This is a genomic window from Bradyrhizobium sp. 170 (genome assembly GCF_023101085.1).
Classification (GTDB): domain Bacteria; phylum Pseudomonadota; class Alphaproteobacteria; order Rhizobiales; family Xanthobacteraceae; genus Bradyrhizobium.
In genome coordinates this window covers 6,871,885-6,887,335 of record NZ_CP064703.1, presented here as the reverse complement: position 1 = coordinate 6,887,335, position 15,451 = coordinate 6,871,885, and the positions used below count along the sequence as shown (strand labels likewise).

The 15,451-nt window shown below is 58.8% G+C and carries 16 protein-coding genes and 2 pseudogenes; 11 read left to right on the top strand and 7 right to left on the bottom strand.

All coding sequences use genetic code 11. The features are described from left to right. Positions 1-3: 3 nt before the first annotated feature. Both IVB05_RS32200 and IVB05_RS32195 read right to left on the bottom strand, forming a co-directional pair. Positions 4-267 (bottom strand): annotated as a pseudogene (locus tag IVB05_RS32200) (hypothetical protein); the annotation flags it as partial. A 233-nt stretch (positions 268-500) separates the two neighbouring features. Next, entirely contained in the window at positions 501-641 is a 141-nt protein-coding gene (locus IVB05_RS32195) for a hypothetical protein (RefSeq protein ID WP_247780035.1), read from the bottom strand. Between the two features lie 3 nt (positions 642-644). Between IVB05_RS32195 and IVB05_RS32190 the strand changes: the two genes are divergently transcribed. Then, a complete protein-coding gene (locus IVB05_RS32190) occupies positions 645-1,616 on the top strand; it encodes an adenylate/guanylate cyclase domain-containing protein (protein ID WP_346771794.1) in 972 nt (323 codons plus the stop codon). Between the two features lie 1,001 nt (positions 1,617-2,617). Here the strand turns inward: IVB05_RS32190 and IVB05_RS32185 are convergent. Then, positions 2,618-2,920, bottom strand: a complete 303-nt coding sequence (locus IVB05_RS32185; RefSeq protein WP_247780034.1) for a hypothetical protein — start codon at positions 2,918-2,920, stop codon at positions 2,618-2,620. A gap of 227 nt (positions 2,921-3,147) precedes the next feature. Then, on the bottom strand, positions 3,148-3,459 hold the full coding sequence (locus IVB05_RS32180) for a hypothetical protein (RefSeq protein ID WP_247787179.1): 312 nt from the start codon (positions 3,457-3,459) through the stop codon (positions 3,148-3,150). Positions 3,460-4,426: 967 nt separating this feature from the next. Here IVB05_RS32180 and IVB05_RS32175 point away from each other — a divergent pair. Then, on the top strand, positions 4,427-4,669 hold the full coding sequence (locus IVB05_RS32175; protein ID WP_247780033.1) for a hypothetical protein: 243 nt from the start codon (positions 4,427-4,429) through the stop codon (positions 4,667-4,669). Positions 4,670-4,676: 7 nt separating this feature from the next. Here IVB05_RS32175 and IVB05_RS32170 read toward each other — a convergent pair. Continuing rightward, positions 4,677-4,910 (bottom strand): annotated as a pseudogene (locus tag IVB05_RS32170) (SOS response-associated peptidase); the annotation flags it as partial. A gap of 216 nt (positions 4,911-5,126) precedes the next feature. Here IVB05_RS32170 and IVB05_RS32165 point away from each other — a divergent pair. The 5 genes from IVB05_RS32165 to IVB05_RS32145 all read left to right on the top strand — a co-directional run bounded on the left by IVB05_RS32165 (position 5,127) and on the right by IVB05_RS32145 (position 9,396). After that, positions 5,127-6,350 carry a site-specific integrase gene (locus tag IVB05_RS32165; RefSeq protein WP_247779139.1) on the top strand — a complete coding sequence of 408 codons (1,224 nt, stop codon included), beginning with the start codon at positions 5,127-5,129 and terminating at the stop codon, positions 6,348-6,350. Further along, positions 6,347-7,270 (top strand): tyrosine-type recombinase/integrase, encoded by a 924-nt coding sequence (locus tag IVB05_RS32160; RefSeq protein WP_247779138.1) that lies wholly within the window; start codon positions 6,347-6,349, stop codon positions 7,268-7,270. The genes IVB05_RS32165 and IVB05_RS32160 overlap by 4 nt, the downstream gene beginning before the upstream one ends. Next, positions 7,267-8,256, top strand: coding sequence for a tyrosine-type recombinase/integrase (locus tag IVB05_RS32155; protein WP_247779137.1), 990 nt, complete (start codon positions 7,267-7,269; stop codon positions 8,254-8,256). Before IVB05_RS32160 ends, IVB05_RS32155 begins: the two co-directional genes overlap by 4 nt. A 311-nt stretch (positions 8,257-8,567) precedes the next feature. Then, positions 8,568-9,038 carry a MerR family transcriptional regulator gene (locus tag IVB05_RS32150; RefSeq protein ID WP_247779136.1) on the top strand — a complete coding sequence of 157 codons (471 nt, stop codon included), beginning with the start codon at positions 8,568-8,570 and terminating at the stop codon, positions 9,036-9,038. Further along, positions 8,932-9,396, top strand: a complete 465-nt coding sequence (locus IVB05_RS32145) for a carboxymuconolactone decarboxylase family protein (RefSeq protein ID WP_247779135.1) — start codon at positions 8,932-8,934, stop codon at positions 9,394-9,396. Before IVB05_RS32150 ends, IVB05_RS32145 begins: the two co-directional genes overlap by 107 nt. Before the next feature lie 229 nt (positions 9,397-9,625). Here the strand turns inward: IVB05_RS32145 and IVB05_RS32140 are convergent, their stop codons facing one another. Beyond that, the gene (locus IVB05_RS32140) at positions 9,626-9,823 is read right to left on the bottom strand and encodes a hypothetical protein (protein ID WP_247780032.1); all 198 of its coding nucleotides are present in this window, start codon (positions 9,821-9,823) and stop codon (positions 9,626-9,628) included. A gap of 136 nt (positions 9,824-9,959) precedes the next feature. Beyond that, entirely contained in the window at positions 9,960-10,106 is a 147-nt protein-coding gene (locus IVB05_RS32135; RefSeq protein ID WP_247780031.1) for a hypothetical protein, read from the bottom strand. 943 nt (positions 10,107-11,049) lie between these two features. Between IVB05_RS32135 and ltrA the strand changes: the two genes are divergently transcribed. The 4 genes from ltrA to tnpB all read left to right on the top strand — a co-directional run bounded on the left by ltrA (position 11,050) and on the right by tnpB (position 15,424). Further along, a complete protein-coding gene (gene ltrA / locus IVB05_RS32125) occupies positions 11,050-12,381 on the top strand; it encodes a group II intron reverse transcriptase/maturase (protein WP_247780029.1) in 1,332 nt (443 codons plus the stop codon). Between the two features lie 1,497 nt (positions 12,382-13,878). Then, entirely contained in the window at positions 13,879-14,124 is a 246-nt protein-coding gene (locus IVB05_RS32120) for a hypothetical protein (RefSeq protein ID WP_247780028.1), read from the top strand. A gap of 533 nt (positions 14,125-14,657) precedes the next feature. Then, complete coding sequence (locus IVB05_RS32115; RefSeq protein ID WP_247780027.1) at positions 14,658-15,080, top strand: transposase; 423 nt, start codon at positions 14,658-14,660, stop codon at positions 15,078-15,080. Next, positions 15,077-15,424 carry an IS66 family insertion sequence element accessory protein TnpB gene (tnpB, locus tag IVB05_RS32110; RefSeq protein WP_247780026.1) on the top strand — a complete coding sequence of 116 codons (348 nt, stop codon included), beginning with the start codon at positions 15,077-15,079 and terminating at the stop codon, positions 15,422-15,424. Before IVB05_RS32115 ends, tnpB begins: the two co-directional genes overlap by 4 nt. The last annotated feature ends 27 nt before the right edge of the window (positions 15,425-15,451 follow it).

The following is a 15,451-nucleotide window of genomic DNA, read 5'->3' as shown; positions in this document are numbered from 1 at the left end:
CACTTTGATGCGGGTTTGGAATTGTGCCGCGGCTCGAACCGCTTCGACCGCGCTTGAAAAATCTGCCAAGAACCCGTCGCCAGTGTTCTTCACGATGCGGCCACCGTGTCCGGCGATTGCCGGCTGTACGGCGTCCATTAGGAGCGCGGTCAGCCTGGTATGCGTGGCCTCTTCGTCATGGTGCATTAGCCGCGAACAGCCAGCCACGTCGGCGGCCAATGTTGCCGTCAACTTGCGCTCGACCCGAACTGGTCGCTCTTGCGCCATGGCCCGCAATCCAATCTAGACGCTATTGTACAATGGATCACATGAGATGCCTATCCAGGCCGATGTCGCCTATTGGCATTTTTGAGACATGCCGACCGTCAGTGACGGTGTCCGCTTCCGTGGGAAAACCGGAAGTCATCCACGGAGAGCTAAACCGACGCGATTGACCCAAAGGAGACACTGACGCCTCGCTTCGACAGGCCACTTCGGCTCGCGCGCGCGACCAAGACGGTTCAGTCTTCCGAGCGCAGCCCCGCTTCGATGCGCTGGATCAGCCGCTCCCGCAAGGAAGGCACCACGTTGCCAAGGACGACGAAGGTGCGGACTATGGGCAGATACGGCTCTATTGCCGCCGTCAGCTCCGCGAGAGACATGCCGTGCTCGCGGCTTTGAGGGCCGCTCGCCGTGAGGTCGTCGATCCGATCATAGCCGAGCACAAGGGCCGTATCGTCAAGACGACGGGCGACGGAATGCTTGTTGAGTTCGCGAGTGCCGTCGATGCCGTGAACTGTGCAGTTGCCATTCAAGACAAAATGACGGGGCGTGACGGCCCCGTCATCCGTTTCCGTGTAGGAATCAATATTGGCGACATCATTATAGACGGCGACGATATTTTTGGTGATGGCGTAAACGTCGCGGCGCGCGTCGAAAATGAATGCGAACCTGGAAGGGTGTGTCTTTCCGGTAGCGCGTTCGAGCAGGTCCGGGGCAAGACAAGCTTTAGCTTCGATGATCTTGGCGAGAGGGCGCTAAAGAATATTGACCGGCCGGTTCGGCTACACGTCGTGCGTTCTCCAGCCGAGCTGACGCCAACCACGGCAAAAGCGTCTGCCGAAGTCCGACAATTACCAGCCTTGCCCGACAAGCCGTCCATCGCAGTACTACCCTTCACCAACATGAGCGGCGATCCCGAGCAGGAATACTTCGCCGACGGCATCGTCGAGGAAATCATCACGGCCCTATCGCGTTTCAAGTCCCTGTTCGTAATAGCTCGAAACTCATCCTTCACCTACAAGGGCAAGGCTGTGGACATAAAGCAGGTCGGGCGCGAACTGGGCGTGCGATACGTGCTTGAAGGAAGCGTTCGCAAAGCGGGCGGCAGGGTACGGATCACGGGGCAACTGATTGAGGCAGCGACGAACAATCACCTCTGGGCCGACAAATTCGATGGAGCCATCCAGGATATTTTCGATCTTCAGACTGCTTCACGGTTGCCTCCAACCTGCGACCCCGAACCCTACGCGCCACCGCATCGCTTCTTGGAACGAAGCGGAGCTGAGTGCGCCTCCTCAATGTCGGCTCGTCGAGGTAAGCGGACATCACTCCGCAGAGCGCCAAGAGGTCGTTAGTGAATGAACTTAACGCCGATTGTCTTGCCCCGCCGCCAGACCACTTCGCAAAGTTCAGTTTTACCAGAGTTGGGAACCAACGTGATCTCGAACCGGCTTGGCAAACCTCTACAACTTCGGCAACAAGTTCTGCGCCGGATCGCGACAGATTGCTCAGGCGGCATTCGTGGTTCGTCAGACCATGGGCTGTGATCCATGCCGATTGGCAGCGCCGCCGCCGCACTTCGCGTTTGACATTTTTACGTCTCAGCCCGTGCAACGTAACGCACTCCTTAGATCGCCAGTCGGCTAACGCGGTAGCTGATACCGAACCGCCATTCCGTGCCCGCTCCTGTCCTGAACAACGATATCGTCATCACGAGCTTCCTGTTCCATCGCTTCGCAGCACGCGTTCAGCCATGCCGTGCCCGATCTGACGGCTCGACATAGATCGTGGGAAGTTACTAGGAGTTGATTGCTTCCGCTCGCAGCGGCTTCATTCAGTTGGCGGCGCAATTCGTAACCAAAATGATCGACCGAAACCATGGTGGCCTCGCGGAAAACTTAGCCGAATGATCTGATAATCTCTTCAACCATGCTGACTGTCGCCCGGCTGTAGCGGGCGTTGCTAAATCGCTCATCCATCAAATTGAGAAGCAGGAGAGCAACTATGGAAGCCATTGCAACTCTCATAAGAGAAAGGATGGTTGCCGGAGCTTAATTCTTCGTTAATGCACGTCCTAACATCCGAGCGCCCTCAGCCGGGCGTCCCGGAGGAAAGAGATAGCTGTTTACGATCTTCAGACCGGCAGCCGTCAAATCGCCAAGAGAATTCTGTCCTGGCTGCGCTCAAGATTTCATCGGCTATATATTTGCGTATGGCCTGATTGTCTCTGTCCGGTGGCAGTTTTCGGCAAACATACTCAAGGGCCGCCGTAACGTTGGCTAAGTTGACTGATCAAAATGTAGGAAAGAGACCATGGCATCGGCATCGCCTGTCGATGCGCGCGGTTGGACATGGGTCATTCATTGCCTTCAGCCTGAACCGGCGGCTTCTGCGCGCTCTGAACGCTCTGGCTCAGCGACGCCAACGCAGTCTTCAGCTCGTCAGAGATGGATGCGAGGTCCTTAATGTCCTCGAAGGCTTGGGCGACGCGCTCATTCGCTGATTTCTCGAACGGTTCGAAGTCTTCAGAGATGCGCGGTCCTGCTCCAAGAACGGTGGCAGAGGCCATTGGCCCGAGCATGAGGATTGCGGTCCCGACGATGCCGATTTTGCGGATGTGAGGGATCGGCGGTGGCTGCACGAGGCGGTCATTGGTCATTGTCTTTACCTCACGGCGTACAGTGCTTGCATCATGCCGATCGTCGCGAACAAACGGTAGATCGAGCGCCTACCATTAAGAGGTACTCAACCAGAGGCGCTTTCTTATCCAGCTATCAGAGAGGCGTCAGGCTACACTTAGTTGCGCTTGCAAGCCGGATCAGGAGGGCACCAAGCTCTCGCTGGGCGAAGAAAACCAGACGGTCGAGAGGCTTTTAGGCGAACAGCTCAGCGCCGGACAGCGGTTTCCAAGAACTCCTGCACAGAGCGCGGCACCTCGTCGTATTCGGGAAAGCGCCGACGCAGCTCATCGGCAATATCGACCGTGACATCGCGCGACCAGCCCTCGGCGGTGTTGAAGGCGACGACACGAACCGGATGGCTATATTGGTCTTCCAAGAGACGGCGGATCAGCGTCTCCCGGTTGGTGCCTTCCTCGTCGGTCTCGCACCAAGCGCGCCCGAGCCTGCCAAAATCGTTCAGCACCAGATAGGTGTCATGGTCGGCGCTTTGCGGCACGATGGACGGGGAGCGAGGCATCACCTTTGGCTCCAGCAAGTTCCGCACAAAGCGACCCCGCCTCGCGGGGCGCTTGGCAGGGCCGCCTGCTCTCCGGGCCGGGGCTGGGCGGCGTGAGCCCGGTAGGCCGAGACACTCTATCGGAAGGAACCCGATGCAATGACTACCAAAAAGGAGGACCCCTCTAAAGTTCCATCCACCTTCCCGGACACGCGAGCGGGACGAACGGTTCCAGTTCCGGTGCTGACCAAGCTGGGCTAGGCGCATGATAGGCGGGCACCCGCCCCGTTTGAAGAGAGCCATCGGCCAAAACGTTCGACACGATTACCGCTATCGAAGTCTGTTTCCTCGCTGACTGCTCTAGGATCACCGGCATCGCCTTCAGATGGATCGGCGCGGACCATCGCGTTCGCCTCGGTCTGACTGGCTCTGGAGCGATCAACGCTCATCTGAAAACCTATGCGAACCCGAACCGAAATAATTCGCAATCAACCGCCCCTCGCTGCCGCAGAGAAGGCAAAAATTAGTTCTGGGTCATAATCATAATGACTCCGACGCAAAAATAAAAAATAAGATGGGAAAACAACGGGAGGATGGGAATGGAAACTATACGCCGCTTGCGCGCAATGGCGTCGTTGTGTCGGCAGAGTGCCGCATATCGTCCCTGACAGGAGCTGGAAGCTGCTCGCGGAGGCAGAGTATTGGGAGCACCTGGCCAATGCCGCGCTCCTTGAGCACTTCCAAGATTGCACCGCCAGCAACCAACTGCAAATGCGATGACATGCGATGCGAGACGATTGCCGGTCGCCTGAGGACTCTCATGCGAACGGCTGGCCTCCGTAGCAGATGCGGCGTTCCTAGACGGAACGGCAAAGAACATTGCCGCCGGTAGCTGCCACGAAACCAATTTCTGTAGCCACGAAATGATCCTGAAACACAGACCGTCAACAATCCGCAGTTTTCGATAAAGGCTTTGCGGAGCTAAACCATGAACTGGGAAACAAATAGAATTGCAGTCGGCACCCGCTTTAAGATCAGCAAACTTGGAGCGGTTCGTTGCCCAAATCTGGCTGACAAGATTGGCATCGTTGTCGGCTTGAGCCGTCACAACACCGGTATCACAGTGCTGTTCGATGGCGACAGAAGACCGACCTGCTTGCACATGGGCTATATATCTTCAACATCTGAAAGCACTAAGGCCACCTTGCGCCGTTCACTGCCGGCGGGCTGATCCCAGCGGTGTTGAAGGGCACCCAGTACCGGTTCTCTGGCTTCAGCCAAGCCGCGCCAGTGCGGGGACGACGTGTTTGCGGATGTTCGTGACCGGTGGCCCGCCGATCTTCGGCGGCGGCCGCATGCCCCAGCGCATCATGGTCAGCTCGCGCTCGGTCCCGGCGTTGCGGACGACTGGCGCAGGATAGTCCGAGAAGACGCCCCGGCATTGGCGGCAGGTTACCGACGTAGCGGTTCATCACCCGGAAGAGCGCGCGGATGGCTTCTTGATTGGTGGTGATGCTGTAGAGATTATGCCGACGTCGGCATAATCTCTACTATGCCGACCTCTGGATTATGCCGACCATTAGCTCAGAGCGGGCTCGGGCGGCGGCGATCGCTGCGATGGAGTCGGCATAATCCGATTGATGGCTACCGCGTATAGCCTCCCTCTTGCCAATCGAAGGGAGGCTTTGATGTTGATTGATCTGTCACGAGTTAGGATTTCGGGTCCGCTTTCGGCATTCGCGACCGGGTTTGCCGACCACCTGACACGACAAGGCTATAGCCCACAGCAGGCCCGCTTTCATTTGTTGCTGCTAAATCAGCTGAGCAATTGGCTTGTGAGCGAGGGGCTCGGTGTAGGGGAACTATGCGCAAAGGAAGTAGAGCGGTTTCAGCGCAGCCGTCATGAAGCTGGTTACAGTTTTCTTCGCTCTATCAGAGCGATGCAGCCGATCCTCGGTTACCTGCGCGGTCTTGGGACCGCACCTGCGGCTTTGTTGCCGCCGGCCAGCGGAGTGCTTGAAGCGGCCCTGGCGCGATACCGAGGTTACTTGATACTTGAACGTGGCATCAAGGATGCGTCAGCGTCCAGGTATGTTGAACTGATGCGTCCCTTCCTTCAAACCAGGGTCTTGCCGGACGGCCTTGCTCTGGACCTTCGAAGCCTGACAGCGGCTGATGTCATTTCTTTTGTAGTGACAAAGTGCTCCCGCCTCAGCCCTGGGACGGCCGGGCTGACGGTGACGGCCCTTCGATCACTACTCGGTTTTCTTTACGTCGACGGCGCTATCGATCGGTCGCTGGTGTCTGCGGTGCCGACCGTTCCCGGTCGGCGATTAACCGGATTGCCGAAGGGATTGGCCTCTGACCAGGTGCAGCGCCTTCTGGCGTCCTGCGACGCCAGCACCCGAAGTGGCTGTCGTGACTTCGCGGTCCTGACCATGCTTGTTCGCCTGGGCCTGCGGGCAGGCGAAGTCGCCAAACTGCAACTTGAGCACATCGATTGGCGAGCCGGCGAGATCGTGATTGCTCACAGCAAGGGCAATCGCACCGAACGATTGCCTTTGCCCGCGGATGTCGGCGAAGCAATTGCGGCTTACTTGCGTCACGGCCGTCCCGCAAGCACGCAAGGCCGCACAGTGTTTGCACGGATCACAGCTCCGCACCATGCTCTCACCACTGGCGCGGTAACGCAGATTGTTCGCCACGCTAGCGAACGGTGCGGCATTGAACCGATCCATGCTCACCGGCTGCGTCACACCGCGGCGACTCTGATGCTACGCGGCGGTGCATCGCTGCCCGAGATCGGACAACTCCTGCGCCACCGCAACGCTATTACGACATCGATTTACGCCAAGGTCGATCGCGATGCTCTGCGGTCGATCGCCCGCCCTTGGCCGGGAGACATCGCATGAACGCTCTCCGCAAAGCTCTCGCTGACTATTTTGCGGTTCGCCGCGCCCTCGGCTTTAAGCTCTATCGAGCCGAGAAACTACTCGGTCAGTTTCTCACCTTCGTCGAGGATCGTGGCGAAGACCATCTGACAACCGAGGCGGCGCTCGCTTGGGCGACACTCCCTAAGCGCGGTCGAACCTGGGCGTTTGCCCGGCTTTCCGTTGTTCGCCGCTTCGCTAAACACCTGCGCGGGATCGACCCCGCGACCGAGGTGCCCCCGACACACTTGCTGGTGCAGCAAAAAGGCCGGGCCACCCCCTACCTATATTCGGAGTCGGATATCGCGGCCCTCATCGCCGCAGCCGGGACGCTGCGGGCACCGCACCGAGTGGCGACATTTCGGACATTGATCGCTTTGCTTGCAGTGACCGGCATGCGGGTTGGGGAAGCGATCGGCCTCGACCGCGACGATTTTGACTCCGTCATTGGACTACTCACCATTCGGAACGCAAAGTTCGGCAAGTCTCGCCAATTGCCGCTGCATCCGAGCACCGTGGCTGCACTGGTTGATTATCTGCGTCGAGACGACCGTCCGAAAAACTCGTCGAATACGCCGGCACTGCTGGTCACTACGGTTGGCACCAGGTTCCGCTACATGGGCGTCCAGCCCGTCTTTCGTCAAATTGTGGATGTCGCCGGCCTCAAGCCGCGCTCTGCCTCATGCCGTCCGAGGCTGCATGACCTGCGGCACGGATTTGCCGTCAATACCATCCTTGACGGATATCGAGATGGCAGGGAGCCGGGGAACCGGATCGCGTTGCTGTCGACCTACCTCGGCCACGTCGATCCCGTCAGCACATACTGGTATATCTCAGCTGCGCCGGAGTTGCTGACGCTGGTTGGTGATCGTTTGGAGCGGCACCTCGGAGGTGCCGCATGACCGCACTTGCCCCAACCCTGCAAGCGTTCTTCACGGAACGCCTCATCTGCCAGCGCCAAGCTAGTCCCCATACACTTGCGGCCTACCGGGACACGCTGCGGCTGCTGCTGGTCTTCGCGTCCGCGAGGAAAGACGTCGAACCATCGAAGCTAGACATCGACGATCTTGATGCGCCGCTCATCGGCGCCTTCCTCGACCATCTTGAGAAGCAGCGGGAGAATAGTGCGCGCACTCGCAACGCTCGACTTGCCGCCGTCCGTTCGCTGTTCCGGTACGCAGCGTTTCGACATCCCGAGCATGCCGCCATAATCGAACGCGTGCTTGCCATTCCACGCAAGCGTTTCGACCGGAGGCTCGTCACTTTCCTGATCGAACCAGAACTCGATGCGCTGTTCCGCGCACCCAACCGCTCGACCTGGACCGGGCGGCGCGACCATACCCTGCTTACGCTCGCGGCCCAAACGGGCCTGCGTGCGTCAGAATTGATCGGCCTTCGCATCAGCGATGTTCATCTCGGCACTGGCGCGCATGTCAGTTGCATGGGGAAAGGACGGAAGTTGCGGATCACACCGATTACGTCGGGCATGGTCGCCCTCCTGCGTGTTTGGCTCGCTGAGCGCGCTGGTCAACCGGCGGAGCCACTTTTCGTCACCCAGTCGGGGACGTCACTCAGCCGTGACGCCGTCGAACATCGGCTCGCCAAATACGTTCAGATCGCCACCCGCGCCTGTCCGTCGTTGGGACAGAAAACCATCAGCATGCATGTGTTGCGTCACAGCGCCGCGATGCGACTGCTGCGGGCGGGAGTTGAGACTTCGGTGATAGCACTTTGGCTCGGCCATGAGCAGGTCGAAACCACCCACATCTACCTACACGCTGATATGGGAATCAAGGAACGCGCACTGGCCGCTACAGCTCCAGCGGTAGCTACTGCCGGTCGTTTTCGACCGAATGATAAGCTTCTCGCATTTCTGGAGGCACTGTGATTATGCCGACTCCAAAGCAGCGATCGCCGCCGCCTGAGGCCGTCCTGAGCCAACGGTCGGCATAATCGGCCCCCTCCCTGCCCCCTGCCGAAAATGAATTGGCTTCAAGCTTAGCAGTCGCCGGGCAGGCTCACTTCGCCGAGCGGCGAACAGACCTTGTTTGTCCATTTGCCTGTTCCAAATCGCAGCGATGCACCACCCCGTCGGAGACAGCGTGCTGGTGCTCGAATCACTGTGATGCGATTTCCTCTTGACTTAGAGCGCGCTCGAACCCCTAGCTTCCGTTGCGTCGTTGATCGAGAAGGGTGCTCATGAAGATTGGTGAACTGGCGAAACGCTCGGGACTGACAGCACATACGATTCGTTACTATGAGCGGATCGGGCTGCTGCCCTATGCTGACCGCAACCAATCGCGCCATCGGGATTACGACGCATCGATCCTGACCTGGATCGAGTTTCTCGGCCGTCTGAAGACGACCGGGATGCCGATCCGGGACATGCTGCGCTACGCAGCACTGCGGGAGCGCGGCGTCGGCACTGAGGCTGAGCGTCGCGAGCTTCTGGAGCGCCACCGTGCGGCCGTCCGTGCCCACGCTGCCGAACTGCAAGCGTGCCTTCTCGTTCTCGACACCAAGATTGCTGGCTACGCCGGCACGAGAACAAGGAGCAAAAATCATGACGCAGTCCACGAAAGCACAGGCTCAACCCGCATGCGCACCCCCCGCACCGGTCTTCTCGCCGCAAGAAAGCCGGCTCGAGCGCGGGCGGCGAGCACTAGATGAGATTGACGGCAAGGCTGGGCATAACGTCATCACGGCGCTGGCGGACATCGCGCCCGATTTCGCGCGCTATGTGATCGAGTTCCCCTTCGGCGATATCTATTCCCGCCCCGGCCTCGATCTGCGGGCCCGTGAGATCGCGACCATTGCCGCGTTAACCGCGCTCGGCAATGCCAGCCCTCAGCTCAAGGTTCACATCGAGGCTGGCCTGAACGTCGGCCTGAGCCGTGAAGAGATCACCGAGGTCATCATGCAGATGGCCGTCTATGCCGGCTTCCCGGCCGCGCTCAACGGCCTGTTCGCAGCCAAGGAAATATTCGCCCTCCGCGCCACGCCCAGCGGGGAGACAACCGGCTCTTGATCGCCAACCGGCGCACAAACAGATTCTTGCTGTGACGGGCGATGGCAAAGCCCGGCCACTCTCGCCCCGGCGACAAGCTGCTCGCATTCCTCGAGGCGCTCTGATTATGCCGACATGCCGCGCCGAGATTGCGCCCCTGTCCTCGGGAATGCGCATCGGCGCGGCATAATACGGAGATCGGCATAATAGAGATTGCACATCGAAGGCTGCCGCAAAGGATCGTTCTTCGCTAGTCTCTATTACTATGCAGGTCCCTTAGCTTGCGCATGTAGTAGCCCTGCCTCTGGAGCGCCGAGCTGATCTCGTCGCTGACTTTGATGACCCTCTTTTTGCTTTTACGCCATTTTCCCTGCGCCGCAGCGGGCGGCATCGGATATCCCGTCTTCACAACGAGCAGATCACGTTTGGTGTTCAAATACACGTCCATATGCCTGTCTCCCAAAGCGATGAACTTATCGCTTGCGAACAAAATAATGGGTTACCAAAGTGCAACACCGAGCCCTATTGTGCGCTCGCGATTTACCACCAGCAAGTGCGCACGGCAGAGGCGCGCGGATCAACGACTATTCTAATACCTCGTACTCGAACGCGACGCCTTCAGGATCATTCTCCTCGAACCACTTTTCCGCGGCATCCACATTTGCGAATAACTTGACGTCGTCTTTGTCTCCGATCTGCTTGCTCGTGTTGACGTAAACGAAAACGGTCATTGGTCCCTCTTCAGCTTGCGTCGGCTGCGCCAAAGCCGAAGCTATCTGGTCAGGTGTGGCAGCATGGCCTCACAGGCCGTCGCGGCTTCGGCGAACGTCTTGAAGGGTGATCCGCCCACCCTGATCGCAGGCTTGTTAATATGGATGGGGCGCCAAGAAGCTACAAAGCCGGGCTTGCCGTGAAGTCCAGGCCCATCTCTGCTCTCGTTACTAATAACGAAAGAAAAGCCGCGTTCGCTCGCGCTCCATATCTCTAACTCCTCTGTTGCAGGACCAACGCGGCTGAAATGCAGGGCCATTTCACTCTCAACGGTGATGGTAAGTCTGACGTGGCTAGACGCTTCTCCGTTTCCACGGTTCCAACCTTGTCTTGCAACTTTTCCCGGCGCTGCGGCGGCTGGCTTGACCAAGTGGAAGTGCCACGGAGCCGATGTCATCCTACGGGTGTGCGCCGTGGAAAGGCGGCGCTTTCCAGTGGGTGTAAGTCCCACCCGGCAACCGCTCCAGCCGGAAGCAACCGGAGCAGTCATGGAGGTAACAAAGTGGCTGAAGCCTCTGGTTAGCGTGTCACGATATACGGTGACAGCGCGAGTGTGCAGGCCGTAACGCGAGTGAACGCCCGAGCAAGCCTCGAAAAGGACAATGCGGAGGCCGACCCGACAACCCTTTCGGGGAAGGCTGATACGGCTGGGGTGAATGAGCGAAGCAATACGCCCAGCCGCTGCGCCGGGGTAGTGGCGACAGCATGTACACAAGGAAAGCGTACGCAACACGGGAGACCCCAAGGCGTGGGCAGGGATGACCAACCGGATGCCCGTGAGGGACAGGCCGGGCGCCGTGGGGATGCGGAGGGGTTCGTAGTACCGCTGAAGCCGGGTAACTCCGGTGGAGGGAAGGGACCTTAGTTCGAGACGAACGCAAGACGTAGCGAGGGACTTGGAGATTGGGCAACCTATCAACTCCGAAGAGTGTTCAGAAACTGCAGACGGCGTTGCACGCGAAAGCGAAGGCAGAAGCCGGCTATCGGTTCTATGCCCTGTACGACAAGATCGGCCGCGAGGACGTTCTGGCCCACGCTTATGCCCAGTGTCGCTCCAATAAGGGCGCACCGGGGGTGGACGGTCAGGATTTTGCGGACATCGATGCGTATGGCGTAGAGCGGTGGCTCGGCGAACTGGCGCTTGCGCTCAGGGAGGAGAGCTACCAGCCGGATCCTATCAGAAGAGTGTTTATCCCGAAGGCCAACGGCAAGCTCAGGCCGCTGGGCATCTCGACCGTGCGGGATCGGGTCTGCATGACAGCAACAATGCTGGTGCTGGAGCCGATCTTCGAAGCCGACCTTCCACCCGAACAGTACGCGTACCGCCCAGGGCGGAATGCCCAACAGGCGGTGGTCAAGGTGGAAGGGCTGCTGTTCCGTGGCCACCCGGAAGTCGTGGACGCCGACCTCGCGGACTACTTCGGAAGCATTCCCCATGCCGAACTTCTAAAGTCGGTAGCGCGCCGAATTGTTGATCGGCGCGTGCTGCATCTGATCAAGATGTGGCTGGAATGCCCCGTAGAAGAAACCGACGATCGAGGGAGGAAGACACGCACAACCGAAGCCCGGGACAAGCGGCGTGGCATCCCGCAGGGTTCACCCATCTCACCATTGCTGGCGAATCTCTACATGCGCCGGTTCGTGTTGGGATGGAAGATGCTCGGGTTGGAGCAAAGCCTCGGCTCTCGTATCGTGACCTATGCCGACGATCTCGTGATCCTGTGCAAGAAGGGCAAAGCCGAAGAGGCGTTGCAACAACTGCGCAAGATCATGAGCAAGCTGAAGCTCACGGTCAACGAGGAGAAGACACGAATCTGCAAGGTGCCGGAAGGGGAGTTCGACTTCTTGGGCTACTCGTTCGGGCGGATGTATTCAGCGAGAACCGGTCAGGCACGCCTGGGATATCGGCCATCGCGGAAGAGCATCCGGCGCATGGTGGAGAACATTCACGCGCTGACTGCTCGATCGGGGACATGGCAAGAAACCACAGAGCTGGTGGGCAAGTTGAATCGCGCGCTGCGCGGATGGGCAAACTACTTCAGCGTAGGCACCGTCAACAAGGCGTACAGAGCGATCGACAACTACACCGCTGTGCGGTTGCGCCGGTGGTTGCGCTCCAAGCACAAGGTCAGGCGACGCAAGGGCGGGACTTATCCACTCTCGCATCTCTACGGGCACTTCGGGCTCGTACGCTTAACTGCGCTTGGACACGACGTGCCGTGGGTGAAGGCGTGAAGTCTTGTCCGAGAGCCGGATGCGAGAGATTCGCCCGTCCGGTTCGATGAGCGGGATGTGGAAACGGAGTCACGGTCGAAACACTAAGGCACCGCCAGACGAAAGAGGCGGAAAACAGATATGTTCGAACCTAAAGCCACCGCGCCACATCCCGACTCTACCGTGGATTGCGCGTCCGGCACCGTAGCGCTGTAATCGCTGGCCATGAGCACCAAATCGCGACACGTCATCTGGGCGGCAAGATCATGGGAGCCGACCACTGTCTCAATGGTGGATTGGGCTGGCTGGAGGTGGAATGCAATCGCTGCAAGACGCGGGCAAGCCTACCTCTCGACGCCATCCGCCGACCGCGCGACACGCCGCTCTGGAAGTTGGAGGCTTCGCTGAAATGCCGGTCATGTCGAAAGGGCCGGTACGCGCCACCGGTGCACATGATCAAGCTGACGGAGACCCGCGAGATCACACCTTACAAGTAGGTACACCCGGATGAGGATCGATAACTCTCGATTGCAAGGGCGCTAGACGCGGTTGATCCGCAAATCCACATTACTAACTTACTAACTTACCAACTTGTTGGCACGCGCCAGATCCTCCAGTGCGTCGGAAAAATCAAAATCGGTTCATCGGCCCAAGCATTGTACCAACCCCCCAATTTTCGACGGCATGGAAAACCCAATGGCATAATGCCAATCTTATCAAGTTCGCCAACTTCCAAATCGCAATCTTCCGGCGCGAGTTGGATCGGTAGCCACCGCAGAGCTCGACACGACATCCCTGAGAGCCTAAAGGGCGCGTGTAATTAATGCCGCCACCCGCCTCTGGAAGCTACCAATCTGTCTGAACGCATCCTGCCGCTCTGAACCCTCAGGAAGCTGTTGCGCGGCTTCCCATAAGCTCGCTAACAACTTCGTCATGTCTTTCAATTCATCGGCCTCGGGCATTCCAACTGTGCGTCGGCTCAACGTCAAGTCCTCATTGTACGAACGGATAAATGTGAGCGCGGGGGCCGCGCGGCGAGTAAAGGAAGAGAGTAAGTGCAAATAGCAGTCTCGATGCAGTTGCCGCGCGGAAGCACTGACGCAACAAAAGGTGCTCTCTTCACAAGCGTCGCGTAGCACCGATATCCGTCTCCTACTCATGTTGAATATGAGGATCAGCCAGCGGTTGCGGCATACATTTGCAGGGGTTCCCTGCTTCACTGGGAATAGCTGTCCTTTATAACGCGTTTCGCCAAAAACTGAGGGCACGTATGAAAGAGCCGCAACTCAATCCGCAAGTCGCTGATCTCGCGCCTGGCGGTCCAACGCTCACCGTATAGGACGAGGGCATGCCGTCACCTACGTTCGCCTGACTTGATGCTGATGCGGAAGGTGCCATGGTAACGCTAGTGGGACAGCGCGCGCTCAGGATTTTCTGCTGCACCGTGCGTTCTTGATTACCTGTGAGAACGCCAGCAATCCGCGCGTCACGAATGGCGCGATAACCGTTGCGGCTGAAATGCGTTTCCCGCGCTGGTTCGAACCTACATATGTCTGGCTCTGGCCCTTTGCCTCATCTCTGATTTCGGGCAGTCGCCTTCTCGAGTGGCTGACGACGGGACAGCTTCGCGTCTCGTCCTTCTTCGAAAATCTCGATCACTACGTTTCGCAGGAACCGGTTTTCCTCGTGTTTGGGTTTGTCACGATGTCGGTCATGATGGTGGCTACGCTGATCGCCATCGTGGTCTTATATGTCGAGGACTGAGCAGCCTTGGCGCAACGCTACTGAATGCGATGTCTCCTGTTGGCACCTCTGAGACATGCTCGCCGGTCCGGAGAAATGTCCGTTCACCGGGGTAGACCGGAAGTCGCCATGGTGCGACCAAACCGACGCGAATGACCCAACCCGGACATTAGCTTTTGCAAGAACAGCCCGCCATGCTGTGAAAGGAAGAGCTGAAGTTACCCGTTTTTCCGAATTAATTGTTGCTCTGATCAAGCTGCTGCACTTCGGTGCGGCTTGGACCCCTCGCGGCGTGGACCTTCCACAGCAAAGTCATTCAGTCAATTGGCGCTGGGGATAGGCAGATGCAATCGGCAATCACCGAAGAGAAATCGATGCGGCTGCGCGTGCCATTGAGTTGAAACTAATCGCAGGCCACGAATAGGGCTTTCAATGCCTGCTCCGTTCGAATTTTCCGAGTGACGTTATTCGAGATATGGCAAGAGCTGCTTTGGAGGGTATCGCTCCGGCGAAGGCCGCCTTGCGGGTATGATTGAGATTGAAGACATAGGCGTATGACTGACCATACGCCTATGCCGAAGGTCTCTCGGCTGGAAGTTGTCTCGACGGGCGCTCGGCGCCATTGGACATTCGAGGAGAAGCAGCGGATCGTTGCCGAGAGCTACGGCGGGCCACGATTGGTGTCGGTAACGGCGCGGCGCAACGGGTTGTCTGCGAGCCAATTGTTCACGTGGCGCCGGTTGGCGCGCGAAGGCCGGCTGAGCGGGGATGCCGTGCCGGCGCTTGTTCCTGTGGAGATCGCCTCTACGCTGGCCCCGGCATCGGCGTATGCGCCGAGGCTGTCGTCTTCGTCTCCTGCGCCGCGCACGAAGGCCGGAATCATCGAGATCGAGCTTGGCGGCTGCCGGGTGCGCGTTGATCGCGACGTGGATACCGAGGCGCTGCAGCGGGTCCTTGAGCTTTTGAGGCGGCAATGATCCCGACCCCGAGCGGCGTCAGGGTCTGGATCGCGACCGGCCACACCGATATGCGCCGCGGCATGCAAAGCTTGGCGCTTACGATCCAAGAAAGCCTGAAGCGCGATCCCCATGCCGGCGATCTCTACATCTTCCGGGGTCGCCGCGGTGACCTGGTCAAGATTCTTTGGCATGATGGGGTGGGCATGTCGCTCTATGCCAAGCGCCTGGACCGGGGCAAGTTCATCTGGCCTTCGGCATCTTCCGGCGCAATATCGATCTCCGCAGCACAGATGGCCTATATGCTCGAAGGGATCGACTGGCGGAATCCGCAAGTGACCTGGCGGCCGCAGAGTGCGGGCTGAGCGAAGGCCAGCGGTTACGTACATTTT

Excerpts from the sequence above, each read along its gene's own strand:
- tnpB (WP_247780026.1), top strand. The coding sequence starts at position 15,077 with ATGATCCCGACCCCGAGCGGCGTCAGGGTCTGGATCGCGACCGGCCAC.
- IVB05_RS32175 (WP_247780033.1), top strand. The coding sequence starts at position 4,427 with ATGAACTGGGAAACAAATAGAATTGCAGTCGGCACCCGCTTTAAGATC.
- IVB05_RS32140 (WP_247780032.1), bottom strand. The coding sequence starts at position 9,823 with ATGGACGTGTATTTGAACACCAAACGTGATCTGCTCGTTGTGAAGACG.
- IVB05_RS32185 (WP_247780034.1), bottom strand. The coding sequence starts at position 2,920 with ATGACCAATGACCGCCTCGTGCAGCCACCGCCGATCCCTCACATCCGC.
- IVB05_RS32160 (WP_247779138.1), top strand. The coding sequence starts at position 6,347 with ATGAACGCTCTCCGCAAAGCTCTCGCTGACTATTTTGCGGTTCGCCGC.
- IVB05_RS32145 (WP_247779135.1), top strand. The coding sequence starts at position 8,932 with ATGACGCAGTCCACGAAAGCACAGGCTCAACCCGCATGCGCACCCCCC.
- IVB05_RS32155 (WP_247779137.1), top strand. The coding sequence starts at position 7,267 with ATGACCGCACTTGCCCCAACCCTGCAAGCGTTCTTCACGGAACGCCTC.
- IVB05_RS32180 (WP_247787179.1), bottom strand. The coding sequence starts at position 3,459 with ATGCCTCGCTCCCCGTCCATCGTGCCGCAAAGCGCCGACCATGACACC.
- IVB05_RS32135 (WP_247780031.1), bottom strand. The coding sequence starts at position 10,106 with ATGACCGTTTTCGTTTACGTCAACACGAGCAAGCAGATCGGAGACAAA.
- IVB05_RS32120 (WP_247780028.1), top strand. The coding sequence starts at position 13,879 with ATGCGTTTCCCGCGCTGGTTCGAACCTACATATGTCTGGCTCTGGCCC.
- IVB05_RS32165 (WP_247779139.1), top strand. The coding sequence starts at position 5,127 with ATGTTGATTGATCTGTCACGAGTTAGGATTTCGGGTCCGCTTTCGGCA.
- IVB05_RS32195 (WP_247780035.1), bottom strand. The coding sequence starts at position 641 with ATGTCTCTCGCGGAGCTGACGGCGGCAATAGAGCCGTATCTGCCCATA.
- IVB05_RS32150 (WP_247779136.1), top strand. The coding sequence starts at position 8,568 with ATGAAGATTGGTGAACTGGCGAAACGCTCGGGACTGACAGCACATACG.
- IVB05_RS32115 (WP_247780027.1), top strand. The coding sequence starts at position 14,658 with ATGACTGACCATACGCCTATGCCGAAGGTCTCTCGGCTGGAAGTTGTC.